This is a genomic window from Paenibacillus xerothermodurans (genome assembly GCF_002220865.2).
In the GTDB taxonomy this organism is placed as follows: Bacteria; Bacillota; Bacilli; order Paenibacillales; family NBRC-103111; genus Paenibacillus_S; species Paenibacillus_S xerothermodurans.
Genome location: NZ_NHRJ02000004.1, coordinates 279,772 through 300,587, shown reverse-complemented (window position 1 = coordinate 300,587; position 20,816 = coordinate 279,772). Strand labels below are relative to the sequence as shown.

Genomic DNA, 20,816 nt, shown 5'->3' with positions numbered 1-20,816 from the left:
ACGGCTTCAGGGTGCGATTGCGGAAACGCACCGAACTCACAGCGGACACGCCCACTCAAGAGCGGTTGGAGCAAATTGCTGCGATCGCACTGCATTCGCCACGGGACTAGTCGAAGACCGATTGCGAAAAAAGGTTATTGCGACAGATGTCACGAATAAGCTATCACCGCGATTTATAACCTGTACACAGAGGTGATGCTGCCACATGTTTACACGCCTGTGGGCAAAATGGAAGTCGTCGCTCAAATGGAAATTAGTTTCCATTTTTGCGGCCATCGTGTTCTGCAACCTGCTGGTGATCGGCTATTTCGTCAACCAACAGGTGACAATTGCAATCGAACGAGATCATATCGAGCTCAGCCGGCTGGTGCTCAAGCAGGCCAACTTGAACCTCGACCGTTATCTGCAGGATTACCACCACTTCATGCAGACGTTGGGGATGAGCCCGCAGCTGACCGCTTGGACGAATCTCAGCACGGCGAACAAGAAGACGGAATCGATTGTGCCATATTGGAGCATTCGGCGAGAATACATCTTACCCTTCGCGAACTCGCATCCTGAGATCGTGTCGGTCATGCTTTACCATGTAGGCGGAAATGAAACCGCTTACTCGCCCTACCATGGCATTCGCAGCGGTTATTCCATGGCCGAAGAATACTGGCTGCCCACGATTCCCCGGGTAGGGGATATCAGCTATGTGGCGGAGCTAAGTTCGACGTATGTCGACATCGCCCTTCAACCGATGCCGGTGCCGCTCATCTCACTGGTCAAGCGGTATGGTTATAACGGGGCGACGTACGTGAAAATCGATATCAAGCTGACGCTTCTGCAGCGCATTTTGAACGAAATTAACATCGGGGAGAACAAGATCGGACTTATCGTTGATGAGCACGGGATGATCGTGGCTCATACGCAGATGGAAAAATTCCAGTCAAGTCTGGAACCGCATATCGCGGACCGGATGGCAGGCTCGCCGCGCGGCGCTTTCTTGCTGCCCGAATCCAAAGAAATTGTCATCTATGAAGCTATTGCCAATACGACTTGGAAATCGGCGATCATAGTGCCATACCACGAAATAGCTGGGAACAGCATTGATACTATACGCAATGTCGTATTAGCTATAGCTGCTGCGTGCCTTTTGGTATCGGCGGTTTTAATCGTGATGGTTGCCTCGTCGGTGACGAGCAGGATTACCAAAATAAGGAACACAATGAAGCAGACCGGGCAGGGCCAGATGAGCGTGTCGGTGCCGGTGGAGGGCCAGGATGAGATTTCTCATCTGGCGCAATCCTACAACGTCATGTTGGAGGACCTGCAGCAGTACGTTCGGCGTTTGGCGGAATCGAAGGCGATGGAGCATCAGTCGGTGCTCTTTTCGCTGCAGTCGCAGATTGACGCACATTTTTTGTATAACACACTGGAAATTATTAACTCGATGGCGGCCAAAATTCAGCATGAGGAGATTGAGCAAATTACCGTGTCGCTCGCCCATATGTTCCGCTATACCGCCAATTTTAGACAAACGGAAGTCACCGTCCAGCATGAAATCGAACACTTGCGCCGTTACCTTCAGATCATTCAAGTCCGTTACGGTGCCGAGTTCAGCTATGAGCTCGAGGTGGATGACGCATGCAGGACGGCGAGATGTTTGAAGGTGATCCTGCAGCCAATAGCGGAAAACGCCGTCAAGCACAGCTTTGAGGCCACGGGGGAGGCGCTGCGTTTGTCAATCAGGATTGCGATGTTGCAGGAAAAGCATGTTCAAGTAGTGGTCAGCGATAATGGCAAAGGCTTCGACCGGCAGCGGTTGGCCGAGCTGTCCCGGCAGCTGCAAAGCAGGGAGATGCAGTACTCCAAATTTCAACGCATTGGGCTGCTGAACATTCATTACCGCCTGACCACCCGCTATAACACACCTGAGTCAGGGATCATCATTGCCAACAATTCAGTGGGCGGAGCACTCGTCCAAGTGACATTCCCGTATCAAAAATAAGCACTCTAAACGAGGAGGAACACGAATGTACAGGATTCTGATTGTGGATGATGAGCCTCACATCAGGGAAGGCATTACCGCAAAAATCGATCAATGCGGCAATACCTCTCTTACCGTCAGCGGGGCGGCGTCCAACGGCTCGGATGCCCTGAAATGGCTGCAAGCCCATTATGCCGATATTTGCATCACGGATATACGTATGCCCGTGATGGACGGGATTGGGCTTATTCGCAGCATTAGAGTGCACTATCCGTGGATGCAGTGCTTCATTGTGTCCAGCTATGATGACTTTCAATATGCGTCGCAAGCGATTCAACTGGGCGTGACGGACTATATTCTGAAGCCCGTGGAACGCGAAGTGATCAAGCAGTCTCTGCATCAGGCGTCCGATCGTATCGCCAAGAGCAGGGCGGACACGGCTTTTAAAATTCTTGTCCAGAAAATGCATGCAGCCCGAGGGCTGGCCGGCCGGTGGCAGGACTTGCTATTGACCCATCAATTCGACAAGTACCCGCTGCTGGTGGCTGACACCTTGAGCATGATGGATGAGTGGGTTGGCGGCCAGTATTATTTGTTCGATTCGCTGTGCAAAGCTTGGATTCAGATGGTGGCCGAAGGGGTGAAGCTCGGAGAGCTCCAGTGGCCGCCAATTCGAGACGAGGAGCTGGGCTTCGAATCGCGACAGCTTCCGCTTGCCCACGCGAGATTTTACTTTCGTCTTTGCGCGGTTATGCGTCTAGAAAAAGGCATATTGCATCTGATGGAGCGGCTGCAGAATGACGACTCCAAGGAAAACAGCAGGATCGTCCAGCAGATCAAAGGTTACATAGACCGGCACTATGCCGAGAAGATCAATTTGGAAGAGCTGGCCGACTTAATCCCAATCAGTAAGTCGTATTTAGCCGTGCTGTTCAAGCAAAGCACCGGCCAAACCATTTGGAACTACCTGGTGGATGTCCGTATGAAGCATGCCAAATTACTTTTGCTGGACCAGCAGTTAAAAGTATATGAAATCGCGAACAAAATCGGCTATGAGAATAGTGAGCATTTTTCCAAGCTGTTCAAGGGATATTTCGGCATTACCCCCAAGGAATACAGAAGAGCGATGGATCTAAGACCGGAGTAAATACAATACGATCACTATGGTTTTTAAAATATCCCTCATTGTTTGGGAAAAACCGCTCCGTGATAATAAAGACAGCGCTAACATTTTTAAATAAAAGGGGAGACGGTTCATTGAAAAAAGTAGTCATGCCAGCATCGTGCATCGCACTCAGCTTAGCATTGATTTTGCAGGGCTGCAGCGGCTCGGCGGGCAGCGAAACCAGTGAGGGAGCGCAGGGTCAGGGGACGGTAGAGCCGGTTGGGACTTATCCTCTGGTCAAAGAGAAGCAAACGCTCAAAGTGTTCACAAAGCAGGACGTCAACGTGGAAGACTATGAGACTAATGAATTTACCAAATGGTACGAGAACAAAACGAATGTTCATGTAGACTGGGAAATCGTACCCAATGCCGCGATCAAAGAGAAAATTCAAGTTAAGCTGGCTGGCGGAGACCTGCCCGATGTATTTATGTCCTCGCCGATTACGGACAGCCAGATGGTAGGCTACGGAAGCCAGGGCTTGTTTTTACCGTTGAATGACCTCATCGAGCAGTACGCCCCTAATGTGAAAAAGATGTTCGAAAAAGCACCCTATTTGAAGCATTATCTGAATACACCGGACGGCAATATTTACTCTATCCCGAACGTCGGCGAGACGTATCACTCCACCATGCCTAAGAAAATGTGGATTTACAAGCCTTGGCTCGATAAGCTCGGCCTGCAGGTGCCTACAACGACGGAAGAATTGTACAATGTGCTGATGGCCTTTAAGACACAGGACCCGAACGGCAACGGCAAAGCCGATGAAATACCGCTGTCCGGTGCGGACGGAACGAACAACGGGCATAATGAGCCCGAGAGCTTTGTTATGCAATCGTTTATCTTTTTTGACCGGGCGAATTATTTGATGCTGGATAATGGGACTGTTGAATTCGCAGCGGATAAACCTGCGTACAAGGAAGGGCTGAAATACATCAGACGGCTGGTGCAGGACGGCCTCCTGCAGTCGGATGCGTTCATCCAGGACCGTAAGGCGTTAACGGCGTTGGCGGAGGATCCTGCCGGTTCCCGGCTTGGCGCCGCGACGGCACTGTATTGGGGGAATCTGACTATCGATAACGGTCCGAGCGGACGCTACAAAGAATATGTACCGGTGCCGATTTTGGCCGGGCCGGACGGTCAGCGTATCGGGTTTGACCGGGGTTATGCCGTCGATAACGGACATTTCGTCATCACCAAAAACGCCAAAAACCCGCCGCTCGCAATGCGTTGGATCGATTGGTTCTTTGACGAGGAGAATAAGCTGCAGGAAGGCTGGAGCGATTACCTCGGTCAGGAAGGCATCGCATGGAAGAAGCCTGATCCCGGCGTGAAAGGGCTTGACGGCCGACCCGCCAAATACCAAACAATCATCCCGTTCGGCACGAAGAATAACAACCGCTGGGCGCAGACCGCCCCACGCTTCCAGCATGAGGATTTTCGCCTGTCCCAAGCAGCAACGCCTGATGCACAAACGGAAATTAGGCTGCTTGAAGCCACGAAAAACCTCTACAAGCCCTATTCGGCGCACGAGAAATATGTCCCTCACCTGTACTTTTCCGATGAGGATCTGGCCAGATTTGGAGACTTGCAAAAAAATATCACCACGGTTGTGCAGGACTTCATGCTTAAATTTGTCACAGGCACGCTGGATATCGAAAACGATTGGCCCAAGTATACCAAGGAGTTGGAAAACGCAGGCCTACAGCAGTATCTGCAAATCATTCGCGACAATTATGCCAAACTCGAAAAATGATAATAGCCGGTCGTAAGACAAAACTGCAAGGAGGGCGTACGAGGTCGCTTTAGCACCCTCGCATCCGATAGTGTACCCGGGGCGGTCGCAAGGTGAGAGCTTGATGCGGCTGACCCGGGTATTGCAGCGAAAGGGGAGACCAAAGATGTTGAAAGATGCCGATGTCGCGGCGGGCTCCGTTGCCGTGGCGCCGAGAAAAGTACAAACAGGAAGAAGGAAACACATTCGCGAAAACTGGCAGCTCTACCTGCTGGTTGCTGTTCCTTTTTTGTACGTCATCATATTCCATTACATTCCGATGCTTGGGTTACAGATTGCCTTCAAAAATTACAATGTCGTTCAAGGGATGCTGGGCAGTAAATGGGTCGGACTATTGTATTTTGAACGCTTTTTTAATTCGTATGATTTTTGGCTCGTGTTAAACAACACGCTGGTCTTAAGCCTCTACAACATGGCGGTTGGTTTTCCGGCGCCGATACTGCTGGCCTTGTGTCTCAATTACTTGCCCGGTGTCAGATTCAAAAAGATTATGCAAATGGTGACCTACGCCCCCCACTTTATTTCCGTCGTGGTTATCGTCGGCATCGTTGTGCAGCTATTATCCCGCGAAGGTCTCGTCAATTCGGTCATAGTGGCGCTTGGAGGGCAGCCGATCAATTTCTTGGGCGATCCTGCTTATTTTAAATCGATCTATGTATTCTCAGGCGTTTGGCAGCAAATCGGATGGGGGTCCATTATTTACCTGGCTGCCTTGTCGAGTATTGATCCACAGCTGCATGAGGCGGCGACCATGGACGGGGCGAGCAAAGTGCGCCGAATTTGGCACATTGATTTACCGGGCATTTTGCCTACCATGGTCATCCTGCTCATTATGGATGTCGGCCGAATCATGAATGTTGGATTCCAGAAGGTACTGCTGCTGCAGAACCCGCTAAACCTAACTGCCGCGGAAGTCATCGACACCTATGTTTATAAAGTAGGGCTGCTTTCCGGGGTACCCAACTTTTCGTATGCAGCGGCTATCGGCTTGTTTAAGTCGGTGATTGGCTTGATATTGATTGTGATCGTGAACCGAATTGCCAGGAAACTCAACGAAACCAGCTTGTGGTAAGCCAAGGGGGTGACAGAATGTACCAAAATCAATTGATCAAAGAGACGGGCGGTGATAAGCTGTTCACAGTCCTCATCTGTGTTGCGTCGTCTGTGATTCTGGTTGCAGTGTTGTATCCGCTTGTGTATGTGGTCAGCGCTTCATTTAGTTCGCCGACGGCGTTGATGTCCGGCAGGGTATGGCTGTTCCCGGTGGAGCCGGGGTTGGAAGGATATAAGGCTGTGTTTGAGTATAAGGATGTGTGGACTGGGTACGCGAACACGATATTTTACACCGTCGCAGGAACTATCATCAACGTGGTGTTGACAATTGCCGCCGCATATCCCTTATCGAGAAAAGACTTCTACGGGAAAAAGCTGATCCTTCTGTTGTTTACATTTACGATGATTTTTTCGGGGGGGATGATCCCGACTTATCTGCTCGTGAAGGAGCTCGGGATACTTAATACGCCATGGGCTATGCTGCTGCCGAACGCGATGAGCGTATTTAACGTAATGGTAGCGATGTCATTCTTTCGATCCAACATACCGGACGAACTGCTGGAGTCTGCCAAGCTCGACGGATGCAGCAACTTCAGGTTTCTCGTGAGTGTGGTGCTGCCGCTGTCTGGTGCAATTATCGCGGTTATTACATTGTTTTATGCGGTGGAACATTGGAACAGCTTTTTTGATGCATTGCTGTATTTGTCGGACAAGAGTTTGTTTCCTTTGCAAATATTTCTGAGGGAAATTTTGCTGCTGAACAGTTCGGACAGCTTGACTATGAACATCGACGATCAGAATCAAAGGATCTACTTAAACGAGCTTTTAAAGTACTCGCTGATCGTATTTTCCAGTGCGCCGCTGATTCTGATTTATCCGTTCGTTCAGAAGCATTTCGTCAAGGGTGTCATGATTGGTTCAATTAAAGGCTAAACCATTTTGCAGGGGGGAGAGAAACAATGCCAAGCACCGAATTCATCAATCACGCACGCGCGCAAGTGAGACTGGTGCAAAATGACAGTATGAGGGACGATGTGCAGGTCACCACAAGCTGGGACGGCTCCACGTGTTCCTGCAGTGTTGTAAATAACGGAACGGCCCCCGCAGCAATTAAGGAAATCGTGCTGTTCCAAGGGGAATGGCCATTTGCGCGTGATAGCAAATTTTACGGTGAAGGCTACAATATGCTGTCTCAGTACAGGGGAACCTTTGCAGGCCCGGAGCTCATCGGCGCGTATGATGACCGGAAGCACTACAAATTGCCCGCCACGGCAGGGTTTTTCACTGTGTATAATTATGCGCTGCTGTCTCCCGCTCCGCATGAGCACTACTTGTTGGGATTCACGTCATGCAAACGCTTCTCCGGCGAGCTTCGTTTGGCTGAGGGGCGCTTTGAAATCGTGGTGGATGGCGAAAATCTCACATTGGCAGCGGGACAAAAGTGGGAGTTGGAAGAATTCGTGGCCTTTGCCGGGGCGAACCGCGAGGAGCTCTTGGCGCAATATGCCGCCCGCATAGAGCTGCATCATCCGCGTTTGCGTGTGGAGGAGATTCCGACAGGCTGGTGCTCCTGGTATTGTTTCGGGCCCGGCGTGACGGAACAAAATATTTTTGATAACCTCGATGCCATTGCCGAACAGGCGCCTGATCTGCGATATATACAGATTGACGACGGATACCAGGCTTGCATGGGAGATTGGCTTATACCGGGAAGCTCCTTCAGCGATATGGAGAAGCTGTGCAGGGCGATCAAGGACAAAGGCTTTGAGCCGGCGATATGGGTCGCGCCATTTATTGCGGAGCGGGAATCCGCGCTTTTCCGGGAGCACCCGGACTGGTTCATCCATGACGAAACCGGGGAGCCGCTGCCATCGAGCCGGTTTTCATTCGGCGGCTGGAGACGCGGCCCGTGGTACATGCTTGACGGTACCCATCCCGACGCGCGGGCGTATCTGGTCGACGTGTTCAGGACGATGCGAGAGAAGTGGGGCTGCAAGTATTTCAAGCTCGATGCCAACATGTGGGGAGCATTACCGGGCGGTGTCCGTTATCTCAAGCACGCGACCAAAGTCGACGCCTATCGCATGGGAATGAAGGCCGTGCTGGAAGGTGCCGGGGCGGACAGTTTTCTGTTGGGATGCAACGCACCAATGTGGCCGTCGTTAGGCACTGTGCACGGTATGCGGGTGACCGGGGACATTTCGCGCAAATGGGCAAAGTTCAAAGAGCTCGCCCGCGAGGGGTTTTCGCGCAACTGGCAGCACAACCGGCTGTGGGTGAACGATCCGGATTGTATCGTGCTCGAAAACCGCAACATCAAGCTGATCGATCCAGACGGCACGGTGAGAAGGGGACTGTCATCTATCACGCAGGATGAGTTCATGTTCCACGCGGCGTACATCTACGCCTCCGGCGGCATGATATTGTCAGGTGACGATGTCTCGACGATGTCGGAGCATAATATACATATCATCAAACGTGTGCTGGAGACCGCCAATGCTGCCGCACAATTCGACGACGACAGCTTCCGCATCGGCAGAATCCGGGCACACGGTAAGCAGATCGTCTGCGTGTTCAACTGGGACGACGACGCGGCCACCATTGAGGTGCCTTTGGCTGCCGGCGGTCGATGCACGGATTTTTGGTCCGGAGAGGATCTCGGCACACATGCGCAGAGCATCACGCTCAGCGCAATGCCTCCTCATTCGGCGCGAATGATCTGCTGCGAATGAAATTGGCATGGGCGCGAGCGCGTTGCAGCGTGCTGCAGCGCTGTGTGAATGGAAGCAGGAGGCAATCACAAATCACGTAGGCAGCCCTGCTCGACGATGACTTCGGGGTTTGTTTATATGACGCATCGTTGTTACAAGGTCACTCGAATGAGTGGCCTTTGTTGTGCTTGGGCACATTCTGAATGTGGCTTCGGATCTCCCCGTGCTAACGTTATTGCGTGCTTTCATGCCCATTCTTCTCAGGCAGGTGGAAGATTGCATCGGCTCTTGCGACCTGTCCAAGCCATTTACATTGTCTTTACATATATTTTTAATAGGGAGGTGGAAGATTTGGCTAAGTTTTTGAGTGATACAGAGCTGCAGTCTATCAATAGCTGGATAACAAAACTAGAGCGCGGTGGTAGAAGATCGTATGCAGAGACGGATGTGATAGAAGCCTTGCGACTTCGCTATAAATTGATGGGAACCGGAAAGCACAGACTCGTGTTCGACATGGGGAATGGGTACGTACTGAAGGTAGCCAGAAAAAAATCAGGCATCACGTGTAATAGAAATGAAGTGGTGTTGTATGAACAAGCTCCGCGCTCGCTGCAGCAATACCTTTGCGAGATTGTAGACTATGGCGACGGTTGGTTGATCATGCCGAATATGCAGCGCACGGTCCACCGGAGGAAGCATGCGAAGAAGTTGGCAAAAATATGGAAAAGATTTCTGAAATTTGGCGTTAATATCCACGATGTGCTGCGTAAGAACAACCGAATGATCAGAGCGGGCAACGTTCGTTTAAAAAACAAAAAAGAGCTCGTCATCATAGATTATGGAAATTGGCATATAGAGCGCAATTCCGGCTAATCGCTGGTGGCGGCACGCGCACTGATTTTCCAAGACGAAAACGGGGAGCCGTTGATCGAACCGGTTTTCCTTGGCGCGAATGATCTGCTGCGAATGAGATTCGCACCGGGTGACTGAAGCGCAGTTGGCCGCCGCTTGCTTGAGGCTCTGTTTGATTCGCAGATCGCCGCAGCTGCCGTGCGCTCAACGCGCTCGCCGCCGGGTCCACTCGACTCAATCGATATCATCGAAATTGTTTTTGATCTTGGTAATTATATTCTGCAAAAATGGCAAATCAAAATCAACCGCCCTGTTGTTGAGATTGGAAACAACGAAAAATTTCCGGAACTTCACGTAGGCTCCGTGTTCAGGAATTTGAAATCTACCGTTGATGTTTAAGGTGTCCCCGCCCCATAAAAACTGGAAACAATAATGTAATGCCTCTGAGGATAAGGCGACATCACAGTGCGCTGCGGGAATGCTGGTTTCCGTTAATCCGGTTTTTAGAGAGAACAGCAGGGCTTGCTTGTAGTCTGTTAAATATACAGCTGCAGGTTCATCCAGAAGGTACTCCACTACATCTTTCTTATTCGCGGTGAGCAGAGCGTGGGCGAATCTCTTTGCATCGCTCAACAAATCGTTGATATCCACCCGCTGAGAAAAAACCAACGTTGGGGATGTTAACACTCTTTGATAATCAACATTATACTTTGCAATGGATTCAGCTGAATTATATTGTTTGCCGAGGTGCCATATGTCACCCGGATACATAACAACAGGCGCAGCGAGTTTGTCGTTCAACACGGTGTTATACACATCTTCGATCCTATTCACATCAGCATTCATGTAGTAGTTGTCCGCGTGGCAAAACCAAATGTAACTTGCAAATGGGATGACGAACTCAGGCTGCAATAGGCGGACTTGCTTCCTTAATGTGTCTAATTTCTCGTTGGCATGTTTTTTTCGTGACACGGTGTCATTCTTGTTTCCCACCCACTTGGCAAACGAAAATTGGGTCAATAATACATCAATATGGCCTACCTGGTTCTTAATACCTCGTATGGCTTCATCCTCAGTCAGGACACAATCGTTGAGGTTTAGAATTGACACGTCATTTGTTTTAACAGCAAGCCACGAATCTCCATACACAGGGCAGCACATGATTTCCATGTCCGAAGATAACCTATACCATTGGTCCTGCTTCAACTCTACAACGTTAAAGCCCAGAACATTTTCACAATATTGCACAACCTTTTTATCTTTCGTTTCTTGAAATATGACAGTTATTTTACTTCGATATGCCGCGGGAATTTGTTTTAAATTCGGCGGGTTAAAATGATCGGGGTGTTCGTGTGAAAACCAGATATGGGTAATTCGGCTGAAATCCTCGTACTTGAATTTCGTATCGGATAGCAGAGCCCAACCGTTGTCAAACACTGTTCCGTCTAACCAAGGATCGGAAATCATTGTTATATTCGACGCTGCCAAAATGAATGAAGCATGGTTTACCCATTCAATCCTCATAATGCTTGCCCCCTGTGTCTTAGATGCACGTCACCTAAATCTGGCATATTTATAAGGCTGAGTTTGCATACCTCTATATGCGGCCATGTTGGACCAGCGTTTTACGTAACTCTTCCATTTGCGCGCATATTCCCGGAATATCTGGTCTCCTGTCAAGCGATACAATTCCTCTAACTTCACGATATGAATAAAGTGATAGTTGTTATAATAAGCGTCTCCAATTTTTTTGAAGGTTGTAGGGTACCCGATCAGACCAAGTAATTTCCAGGGTAATCCAATTTCAATATGATTACTGCCCTTTTTCAACCGGCGCTTACCAATCACGGTATACTTTTGGTTTTGCTGTCGGTTGCTGGTCGCCAGAAAATCTCCATGCGCAACCTTCACGGATAAGCTAGTAGATTGTTTACTCACTAGTGTGATGAGCAATTTATTTCTGCTAGGGTAGGAGAAACGGCTGAGCAAAACATTAATTCTTGCGTCATAGCCATTGAATAAGAGTTTGCCGGCTTTCTTTTTTACCGCTTGCGGGGATATATAATGAGACCAGCTGTGTTTCGGTGCGGTGACAGGAACGTGATAAACACCCTCGCCGGGTATTTTCAGCCGCACGTCCTTGATTTCTATATCTTTGACCGGCACATGGAGCTCGATCGCTGCCGGACCGTTCAAAGTGTACCGACTATTTGCAACTTTGGGCAGGTCGTACAGAGGAAGCAGCCGCTTCAGACAAGATACGTTCTCTGCCCAGAACTTGTTAGCTTGCCTGTCATTGAATATCCTTGCATAATTTTTAATGTTTGAAAGTATGGTCAGCCAGCCGTTTAAAACATAACCGTTGGGATGCATGGGAAGTTCCTGAACGCTCGGGCCTTTCGTGCTTCGATAGAATACACCGCCACGCTTCTGTGGAATGAGGAGACTTTTGTATATTTTTTTGGCGGCAACTTTATATTCTTCTTTTCCTGTGATTTGATAAACTTGTGCGAAAAGTGCGGCGTAATGGGATTGAGTAAGACCGGAGTAGTAACTTTTACTCGAATGGTTGAACGGCGTGCCGAAAGCATACCAGAAAACCAAGGCGCCACGGTACGGCTTCATTCTCGCGATTGCGGCGTCGCAAACACGCATAATGGCTTCCTTTACGCGGGGGTCTCGTTTTTGTTCATATTGGGTTAAGTAATCGCGTAGCACAAATGTGCCGTACAGCGGATGAGGCTCTATTTTGCCATTGATTAGCCTTCCTGGATATCCGTCAGTTAAAAATTTCAGCTGATAAATTTCCCGGCTGCGCTTCGCAAAGTCTGGACTAAACTTCGGCATCCGATACACATTTTCTACCCCCTCGTGCTGGTGGTGAGAGATTACCTTTTCAACCAAAGCATTCACGCTATAGTATGACAGACTGTAGAAGTGGTGTAGATAAATACCCCGCATGCAGAAGTCTATTCTCCTTATTTACGTGGGCACGAAGACATCTGTGTATGCCATCGATTGCCATTCTCCATAAAATAGCTACCAGACTCACTCGACGGGAGGCCCGCTAATGCGAAGAAAGTTAAAAATTTTGGTATTGATTAAGCCGTTCTGGAGAGCTTATCCGAAACACAGACAAAAATTCGGGGTAATCAAAGCACTGGAAAAATTGGCGGAAGTGAAGTACTGGTATAAGGATGGTAATATACACGATATTCTGAGCGAGCTAGAGTTCCAGCCTGATTTTATTTACCATTATGAAACGGCGTGGCGTTATTCAATGGCGCCCAAAATCACAGGCCTGGACACGGTAAATATACCTAAGGGATGTTTTGTCAATGATTTGCACTATAAGCCAACAGCGGCTCAGGTGAGAAAGTACGGGGAGGAATCGAGGACAAGTTACATTGACAAGAATAAGATAGATTTAATTTTTTGCCCGGTTAAACACTCCTTTTTTCAGGTTTATCCGCAATATAGGGACAAACACAGATGGCTTCCGTGGTCAATTAATCCTTATGTTATAAAGGATTGGGGATTACGCAAAAGCATCGATTACCTGCTGATGGGGCAATTCCACTATCGGGGGCGTAAATATCGCCCTAGGCGAAATCCGCCGAAAGGGAATTATAAATTTAGAGAAGTAGTATTTCGCAAAATGCAGCATGCCAACGGATTTGTGTACCATCCGCACCCCGGACACAGCGTACGCCGAACAAAGGGGGTAATGATCAATGCCAGGTATGCCCGTGAATTAAACCGTTCAAAGATTTTCTTCACCTGCGGCGGACAATGGCAGTGCGCTGTGTTCAAATTTTTTGAGGCACCTGGATGCAAAACCTTACTATTGGCCGAGCCGAACGCAGATGTGCTGGAATTAGGTTTCAAAGATGGCGTTAACTTTGTCGCCTGCAATGAATTTAATGTGGAGAAAAAGGCGCAATATTATTTGAAGAACGTCAGGGAACGACGACGAATTACTAACGCGGGATACGCTTTTATCCACAAATACCATACGAACCGTGTTCGGGCGCGGCAATTTATCAACTATGTGGAGGATTTTTTGCGCAGAAAGCAAGCGAGAGGGAGACGGGTGACGACACTTGCTCCAATGTGATTTTACCACACGCCATTACCGGGAAATTTTGCGAAAGATCAAGCACGCGGGATTTGCCTTTACCAATTATGAGCAATATGTGAAAATGTCGGCTTCACACGCAGACAGAGTATTCATTCTCAGGCATGACTTGGATCATAGTTTGGTTTATGCTAATAAACTTGCGGAGATCGAAGCTGAGGAGAGTGTGACGGCAACGTTTTTTGTCTGGTTGAGTGCTCCTTATTATAACGTCATTCATCCGGAACAAATTAAACTTATTAGACGCATCATCGATTTGGGGCACAGCATAGGGCTGCACTTCGATCCGACGGCTTATCCTGAAAGCAAAGATCTAAGCATGATGATACAAAGGGAAATCGGGATATTGTCAACCATCATCGATCACACGGTTAGCGCGTATTCTTTTCATCGTCCTACCGCAGCCATGCTGAATCAGCATTGGAAGATCGACGGATTGATAAATTCATACGACCGGATTTTGTTTGGTGATTTCAAATATCTTTCCGATTCCAATCATCAGTGGAGAGAGGGCTGTGTTTGCCGACATTTGGCCGATCATAACAAATTGCATGCGCTCATTCATCCGATTTGGTGGTGCTTTGACAACTGTGACACACCTATTGAAAAGCTGCATCAAGCCAGAAAGGATTTAGATGATCACGTGTCACATGAACTCATGCGTAACGTGAAAGTTTTTAGAGAGTATTACGGATCGTGACCTTCAAGCGACTTAACTATTGCTGGATTTATACAGCTGTATCGTCAAAAGCTTTTATCACTGACAGTTACCGGTGATAGAAGCTTTTTTACGTTGGGAAAACTATCCGCACCTCGCATCCCCCCGTGCATCGTGATTCATTTTTTACAACGGCAGGGGGAGCTGTCCAATACCAGAACGAACGTACTTTCATATACATAGAATCATCTAGTAGATATACAAACAAGCCATCTGAAGTATGTGAAAGGAGGCAACGTTCAGTGGTAGATTGCAGGATCGATCCGAGCTGGAGTCTAGGCTACAATGTGGTGATTGAAAATGGTGTTACGTTAGGGCGAAATGTCCGGATTGGCCATAATACTGTGATCTTCGCAGGAACGGTCATAGCGGATGATGTTACGATCGGATGCAATTCCGTGGTAGGCTGTCAACCCTATCAAAACTCTCTCGTCCGAAATGGTGTCACCGGCCAAGGACCTTTGATTATCGGAGAGCAAAGCCGCATCGGCAACGGCGTGGTTCTTTACTCGGGTACAGCATTAGGAGAGGGAGTTCTGGTAGCCGATCTTGCGAGTATCCGTGAGAGAGTCACGATCGGAAATGGAACAATTATCGGAAGAAACGCGAAAATAGAGTGTAGGACGGCAATCGGTCAGCGCTGTGTCATTCAAACCGGAGCTTATATCACTGCAGATATGGTGGTTGAAGACGATGTATTCATAGGGCCGGAGGTATCCACTTCTAATGATAAATACATGAGCCGAGCACCGTATAAGCTGCTCGGGCCGCGGATCCGGCAAGGGGCCAGCATCGGCAACAATGCTACGCTGCTGCCTGGGATTGTCATTGGGGCAAAATCCGTCATTGGGGCGGGCTCTGTTGTCACAAAAGATGTGCCGGAGTATGCAACGGTGGTCGGCGTGCCGGCGAGAGTCGTAAATCGTGCAGACATCACCGCGAAGGAGGACTAAGCCCAATGACTATCCCTTTGATCGATTTACGCGCACAGTACCTCACAATAAGAACTGAGCTGGTGCGCGCCGTCGAAGAGGTGTTGGATAGCGGTATTTATGTTGCAGGCCGACAGGTAAATCTCTTTGAGAAAGAAGCAGCCCGGTTGACGCTGTCGAAATACGCCGTTTCTACGGCGAACGGGACAGACTCCCTGGTGTTGGCCCTCCACGCCTGCGGGGTCGAGCCCGGCGATGAGATTATTACATCCCCGTATACGTTCTTTGCGACAGCGGAAGCCATTGCCAGAGTAGGAGCTGTACCGGTATTTGCGGATATCGATAGGAAGACATACAATTTGTCGCCGGACCACGCCGAAGCGCAAATCACCTCAAAAACCAAAGCGATCCTACCGGTTCATCTCTTCGGCCAACCCGCTGACATGGATGCGTTTCTCTGCATCGCGCAGCGTTATCATATTGATGTGATTGAAGATGCGTGTCAGGCGTTCGGCGCCCATTACAAGGGGACACCCGTAGGAAGCATAGGACGTGTCGGCTGTGTGTCATTTTTCCCCACTAAGAACTTAGGCGGGTATGGAGACGGCGGCATTATCTTCACTGATGACGAGCATGTCGCGCGGCAGGTTCGTTTACTCGCTTCGCATGGAAGCACTGAGCGATACTATCACGAGGCTATAGGTTACAACAGCAGACTGGATGAAATACAAGCTGCGATGCTGCGTATCAAGCTGAGGAAATTAGAAGAGTGGAATCGGCTCCGTCAGAAGAAAGCGACGGTGTATAAGGAACTGCTTCAAGATACTGGAATTACTCTACCGTATACCATTCCCGAGGTACGCCATGTTTACCATATTTACTTGACCGAATGCGAAAAGCGCGATGAACTGGCTTCCTACCTGCAGCAGAGAGGTGTAGCTACAGGACATTATTATCCGTGCGCTCTGCACCTGCAAAAGGCCTGCGCGTATCTCGGTTATCGCCCGGGCGATTTTCCTGCCGCTGAGGAATTATCACGGTACGCGCTGGCTCTGCCGATGTTTCCGGAGCTTACGCTCGCTCAGCAGCAATATATTAGTCATTTGATACATCAATTTATGAGATAAATTTTCGCTACCCAAGGATGAACTCATGTGCGCAAGAGGTGAAACAAATGAAAAAACTTATAAAAGTCGTGGTTACCGGAGCCGGCTCACCAGGAGCGGCGGGGGTGATCAAAGCGTTAAGAAAAGTGTCCGATAGAAACATCCACATCATCGGATTGGACGCTTCTCCCACCGCGGTGGGCCGCGCAATGGTAGATCGTTTCTATCACATTCCCGAGGCGACAGATCAGGCTTTTACACGGACTGTGTTGGACATATGTAAAAGGGAAAGTGCTGACGTGATCCTGCCGTTAGTCACAAAAGAACTATTTAAGTTTGCAGAGCACAAAACGCTGTTTGACAACAAAGGTACGTCTGTGTCCGTGTCCGATTATGAAAAACTAGTGATAGCAAATAACAAAGGGAGGTTACTTGAGGAATTGGCACAAGCAGGCTTTGATGCCCCCCGCTATAGAATAATCAAAACCGTCGAGGAATTGGATGAAGCAATTCGTGAATTAGGCTACCCCGATAATCCGGTCTGCTTCAAACCGACACTGTCAAATGGAAGCCGAGGGTTTCGTGTGTTAGATCCCAGTAAAGATCGAGCTCTGCTTCTGTTTAGCGAAAAGCCCAATTCCACGTATATCAGCATAACTGATTTGTTCGATGTTTTAAAACATGCGACACGGATACCTGAGATGGTGGTCATGGAGTACCTCCCCGGTCAGGAGTATAGTGTAGATTTACTCGCTGACCAAGGCAAGGTGTTAACCGCCATTCCGAGATTACGGGAAGCTATGGTCGGTGGCATAACGACTAGGGGAGTAGTCGTGCACGAACAACCTATTATTGATTACGCCAGCCAAATTGTGAACCATCTGGGGTTACATGGAAACATAGGGGTCCAGGTACGGCTGGATTGCAACAACAAACCAAAAATCCTGGAAATCAATCCAAGAATTCAGGGAACCATCATTCATTGTGTGGGGGCGGGAGTCAACTTGCCTTATTTGGCAGTGAAACTCGCGCTGGGGATAGAGAGTGAGCCGGAGGAGTTAGCCGTGAAGTGGGGAACTCGAATGACCAGGTATTGGGAAGAAATCTTCTATGACGTGGACGGATTCCCATATTCATTGCAATGATTCACATAAAGCCGAATTCGAACAATGGAGGAAAGTTGAAATGATGGATCTGCACACACACTCAGTTTACTCAGATGGTCGCGATAGTGTCGAGCAAATCATTACTACAGCTATAGAATTGGGCTATCAAGCCATTGCAATCACAGACCATGTATGGCGCACCAGCGATTGGGTAGAAGACTATGCGAGTCACATAGATCTGATGAAACAACGGTATGGAAATGAGATTCATATTTTCAGCGGCTTAGAAGCAAAAGTTATGAATTTACAAGGAGATATTGATGCTGCGGACAAATTCGACGCCATGGTGGACTTATTGCTTGGCTCAATTCATCGTATCCCATTTGAGGGAGGTTTCTACAGCGCTTCTAAGGACCACTCGGAGCCGAGGCTGTTTGAAAACTGGTTTATAACCTTTAAGCGTTTGCTTCGTAACCCAAGGGTTGATATCGTATCCCATCCTCTAGCGGAATTGAAACGGTTCAATATACAGATCCACCGTCAGCAAAAGGAAGAAATTGCACGGCTGCTCGCAGAAAGCGGCAAAATAATAGAAATTAACGTCCGGCATAACGCGCCCGATCAGGAAATGCTGGATATGCTGAAACACACGAGTGCTAAATTCGTGATTTCATCAGACAGCCATTCTGTGCATGACTTAACTATGTTCTGTCCGGAAATCCGGAAGATGTATGCCTATCCTCTGAATATTGCCAGTATACCGGATCTGCAGTTGTTGAAAAAAAGCTAGGCAAACGAAGGCTTAGACAACACAACGAACGCAGATACATGGAAGGGGGGAGACCTGCGTGAGAGTAGGCGTGATTGGAACTGGCGTGATGGGGGGGAACCATGTTCGTGCATACGCATCGTTGAAAGACCGGTGCACATTGGTAGGCATTTATGACATAAATTACGAGCGTGCCAGTCAAATTGCACAGCAATATGGGACAGCCGCCTTCCATTCACTGGAAGATCTGCTGCAAAACGTAGATGCAGTGAGCATCACGGTTCCCACCTCGTCTCATTTCTCTGTCGGATCCCAATGCTTAGATTACCGTGTTCATATTTTGGTGGAAAAACCGATTACGGATACGATTGACAATGCAAAAAAGCTAATTCAAAAAGCAGCCATGGCACAAGTCGTGCTCCAGGCAGGGCATATCGAACTATTTAACCCGACGATTCGCACGCTGAAGTCAATTTTATCAAGCGAACAGGTCATAGCCTTTGATATTCACCGTATGGGACCGCTGGAGCCTCGGAACAAAAAATTGGATGTCGTACAGGATCTTATGATTCATGACATTTATATTCTGCCTTATTTGCTGGGGGAACAGGTAGATCAAATATACGCCCTGGGCTGGTCTTACGACAACGTCAGGAAGCATGTCAGTGCCCTGCTTCGTTTTAAAAGCGGAGTGGTTGGGCAGCTGACAGCCAGTCAAGTAACAGAAGAAAAAGTGCGGACTGTGCGTGTCATCACGAGAGATGCGTTTATACAAGCCAACTTGTTGGATAGTAAAATTCTTATCTCGCGTTCCACTAACTTTTTTATGAAACAAGCAAGTGCAGGATACATCCAACAAAACATCGTAGAAAAAGTGGTCGTCCCCGCCGAGGAACCCCTGCGCATGCAATTGATTCATTTTATTGACTGCATTAAGAAGAAAACCAAACCAATGGTCTCCGGGGAAGATGGATTGGAGGCGCTTATAATGACGGAAAAAATCAGGCGTGTTTTACGTAACGTGGAAAGGAAGGTCAATCATGGATGAAATAACGCAGCCGCTTCGAATAAGTGTGATCGGTTTGGGTTATGTCGGACTGCCTTTGGCCATGTTATTTGTTGATAAGCAGCATCATGTGATAGGAGTAGATTTGGACGCTGGCAAAATTAGCCGTTTAAAAGCGGGCAGGAGCTACATCTCAGATCTCACCGACGAACAGGTGTCACAGCTCATGCAAAGCGGAAAATTTGAAGCCCTGTCCGATTATAGACAAATTCCACCTGTGAATGTGTTTGTGATATGTGTTCCGACACCGCTGAATCGGTCAGGAAATCCGGAACTAACCTACATCGAGCGGGCTGGGACGGAGATTGCGCAGCTTGATCTGCAAGGCCAACTCGTCATTCTTGAGAGTTCGACGTACCCGGGCACAACGGAAGAGCTGCTGCTGCCAATTTTAGAGCGCGGCGGTCGCGAAGTTGGCCGAGATTTCTATTTGGCTTACTCGCCGGAACGATTTAACCCTGGCGCACACCAGTTTCAGCGTACAACAATGCCCAAAATAGTTAGCGGAGTAACGCAGCAGTGCTTGCAAAAAGTCAGTTCCTTGTACAGCTCCATTTTCGATACAGTGGTGCCTGTTTCATCCACGCATGCCGCCGAGATGGTGAAAGTATTGGAGAACAGCCAAAGGTTCCTCAATATATCTTTTTTGAATGCAGTCGTTAAATTTTGTGAAGCTATGCACATCGATATATGGGAAGTGATTGATGCCATTCACACTAAACCGTACGGCAATTTGGATTTTTATCCGGGCCCTGGAATCGGGGGCCATTGCATTCCCGTCGATCCTATGTATTTGGAGTGGAAAGCCGCACAGGTTGGAGTGCCCCTGCCGCACCTCCAGATCTCCAAGCACATTAATGACACCATGCCGTTGTATCTTGTCGGCCGCTTGAAAAAAATACTGTCAGAGCCTCAACTGAAGGATGCTTCCATCCTGCTGCTGGGCTTGACCTATAAAAAAGATGTAAGTGATTTACGCGAATCAAGCAGTATGGAAATCTTTTCAATTCTAGTCGAGGAAGGAGCCGATGTGAGTTATCATGATCCTTTGGTTCCGGAGGTGCAAATAGCAGATAAGACGCTGCTTAGCGTAGATTTGGCACCCGAATTGCTCAGCCGAATGGATTGCGTAGTTTTGTTGACGGATCATTCATCCCTCCCGTTGGAATCGATCGTTTTGCATTCAAAATTGTTATTCGATACCAGGAATGCAGTGAAGTCTCTTGGTACCAAATCCCATGTAGTGCGGCTGTAAGGCCGGAAACAGACCCAGTGCCGGATAGGTGCTGGTTTTTTTTCATTTTACTATTGCATCTGAAAGGCTTTTCATTTACAATTTCCCTAAATCGGTTTACAAAACCGGTTTAGTCATTCACTAAATCGATTTAGGCGGATGCAGGGTGTCGGATGCGATCAAATCTCACCGTTTGCTCTC

17 protein-coding genes are annotated in these 20,816 nt (G+C 48.5%); 15 read left to right on the top strand and 2 right to left on the bottom strand.

The features are described from left to right. Window positions 1-205: 205 nt before the first annotated feature. The 7 genes from CBW46_RS10740 to CBW46_RS10710 all read left to right on the top strand — a co-directional run bounded on the left by CBW46_RS10740 (window position 206) and on the right by CBW46_RS10710 (window position 9,567). Window positions 206-1,993 (top strand): sensor histidine kinase, encoded by a 1,788-nt coding sequence (locus CBW46_RS10740; protein WP_089200000.1) that lies wholly within the window; start codon window positions 206-208, stop codon window positions 1,991-1,993. A gap of 25 nt (window positions 1,994-2,018) precedes the next feature. Beyond that, a complete protein-coding gene (locus CBW46_RS10735) occupies window positions 2,019-3,119 on the top strand; it encodes a response regulator transcription factor (protein ID WP_089199999.1) in 1,101 nt (366 codons plus the stop codon). A 110-nt stretch (window positions 3,120-3,229) separates the two neighbouring features. Further along, the gene (locus CBW46_RS10730; RefSeq protein ID WP_089199998.1) at window positions 3,230-4,891 is read left to right on the top strand and encodes an extracellular solute-binding protein; all 1,662 of its coding nucleotides are present in this window, start codon (window positions 3,230-3,232) and stop codon (window positions 4,889-4,891) included. Between the two features lie 145 nt (window positions 4,892-5,036). Beyond that, the gene (locus tag CBW46_RS10725) at window positions 5,037-6,002 is read left to right on the top strand and encodes an ABC transporter permease (RefSeq protein ID WP_089199997.1); all 966 of its coding nucleotides are present in this window, start codon (window positions 5,037-5,039) and stop codon (window positions 6,000-6,002) included. A 17-nt stretch (window positions 6,003-6,019) separates the two neighbouring features. Beyond that, complete coding sequence (locus tag CBW46_RS10720) at window positions 6,020-6,916, top strand: carbohydrate ABC transporter permease (protein WP_089199996.1); 897 nt, start codon at window positions 6,020-6,022, stop codon at window positions 6,914-6,916. 26 nt (window positions 6,917-6,942) lie between these two features. Then, a complete protein-coding gene (locus tag CBW46_RS10715; RefSeq protein ID WP_089199995.1) occupies window positions 6,943-8,715 on the top strand; it encodes an alpha-galactosidase in 1,773 nt (590 codons plus the stop codon). Between the two features lie 330 nt (window positions 8,716-9,045). Beyond that, window positions 9,046-9,567 (top strand): hypothetical protein, encoded by a 522-nt coding sequence (locus CBW46_RS10710; protein WP_089199994.1) that lies wholly within the window; start codon window positions 9,046-9,048, stop codon window positions 9,565-9,567. Window positions 9,568-9,780: 213 nt separating this feature from the next. Here CBW46_RS10710 and CBW46_RS10705 read toward each other — a convergent pair whose 3' ends face one another. Beyond that, on the bottom strand, window positions 9,781-11,070 hold the full coding sequence (locus tag CBW46_RS10705) for an MBL fold metallo-hydrolase (RefSeq protein WP_089199993.1): 1,290 nt from the start codon (window positions 11,068-11,070) through the stop codon (window positions 9,781-9,783). A 30-nt stretch (window positions 11,071-11,100) separates the two neighbouring features. Then, window positions 11,101-12,507, bottom strand: a complete 1,407-nt coding sequence (locus CBW46_RS10700) for a D-glucuronyl C5-epimerase family protein (protein ID WP_089199992.1) — start codon at window positions 12,505-12,507, stop codon at window positions 11,101-11,103. Window positions 12,508-12,616: 109 nt separating this feature from the next. On the opposite strand from CBW46_RS10700, the gene CBW46_RS10695 reads away from it, so the two are divergent. The 8 genes from CBW46_RS10695 (at window position 12,617) to CBW46_RS10660 (ending at window position 20,636) form a co-directional block, all read left to right on the top strand. Continuing rightward, a complete protein-coding gene (locus tag CBW46_RS10695) occupies window positions 12,617-13,663 on the top strand; it encodes a glycosyltransferase family protein (RefSeq protein WP_089199991.1) in 1,047 nt (348 codons plus the stop codon). Continuing rightward, on the top strand, window positions 13,650-14,384 hold the full coding sequence (locus tag CBW46_RS10690; RefSeq protein ID WP_089199990.1) for a polysaccharide deacetylase family protein: 735 nt from the start codon (window positions 13,650-13,652) through the stop codon (window positions 14,382-14,384). The genes CBW46_RS10695 and CBW46_RS10690 overlap by 14 nt, the downstream gene beginning before the upstream one ends. 260 nt (window positions 14,385-14,644) lie before the next feature. Next, a complete protein-coding gene (locus CBW46_RS10685; protein WP_089199989.1) occupies window positions 14,645-15,355 on the top strand; it encodes an acyltransferase in 711 nt (236 codons plus the stop codon). Between the two features lie 5 nt (window positions 15,356-15,360). Then, window positions 15,361-16,461: a DegT/DnrJ/EryC1/StrS family aminotransferase gene (locus tag CBW46_RS10680; RefSeq protein WP_089199988.1), complete on the top strand. Its 1,101-nt coding sequence runs from the start codon at window positions 15,361-15,363 to the stop codon at window positions 16,459-16,461. 47 nt (window positions 16,462-16,508) lie between these two features. Continuing rightward, a complete protein-coding gene (locus CBW46_RS10675; protein ID WP_165842267.1) occupies window positions 16,509-17,585 on the top strand; it encodes an ATP-grasp domain-containing protein in 1,077 nt (358 codons plus the stop codon). A 40-nt stretch (window positions 17,586-17,625) separates the two neighbouring features. Further along, window positions 17,626-18,336, top strand: a complete 711-nt coding sequence (locus CBW46_RS10670; protein WP_165842266.1) for a PHP domain-containing protein — start codon at window positions 17,626-17,628, stop codon at window positions 18,334-18,336. A 58-nt stretch (window positions 18,337-18,394) separates the two neighbouring features. Continuing rightward, entirely contained in the window at window positions 18,395-19,363 is a 969-nt protein-coding gene (locus tag CBW46_RS10665; RefSeq protein ID WP_089199985.1) for a Gfo/Idh/MocA family protein, read from the top strand. Next, a complete protein-coding gene (locus CBW46_RS10660) occupies window positions 19,356-20,636 on the top strand; it encodes a nucleotide sugar dehydrogenase (RefSeq protein WP_089199984.1) in 1,281 nt (426 codons plus the stop codon). Before CBW46_RS10665 ends, CBW46_RS10660 begins: the two co-directional genes overlap by 8 nt. Window positions 20,637-20,816 lie beyond the last annotated feature (180 nt).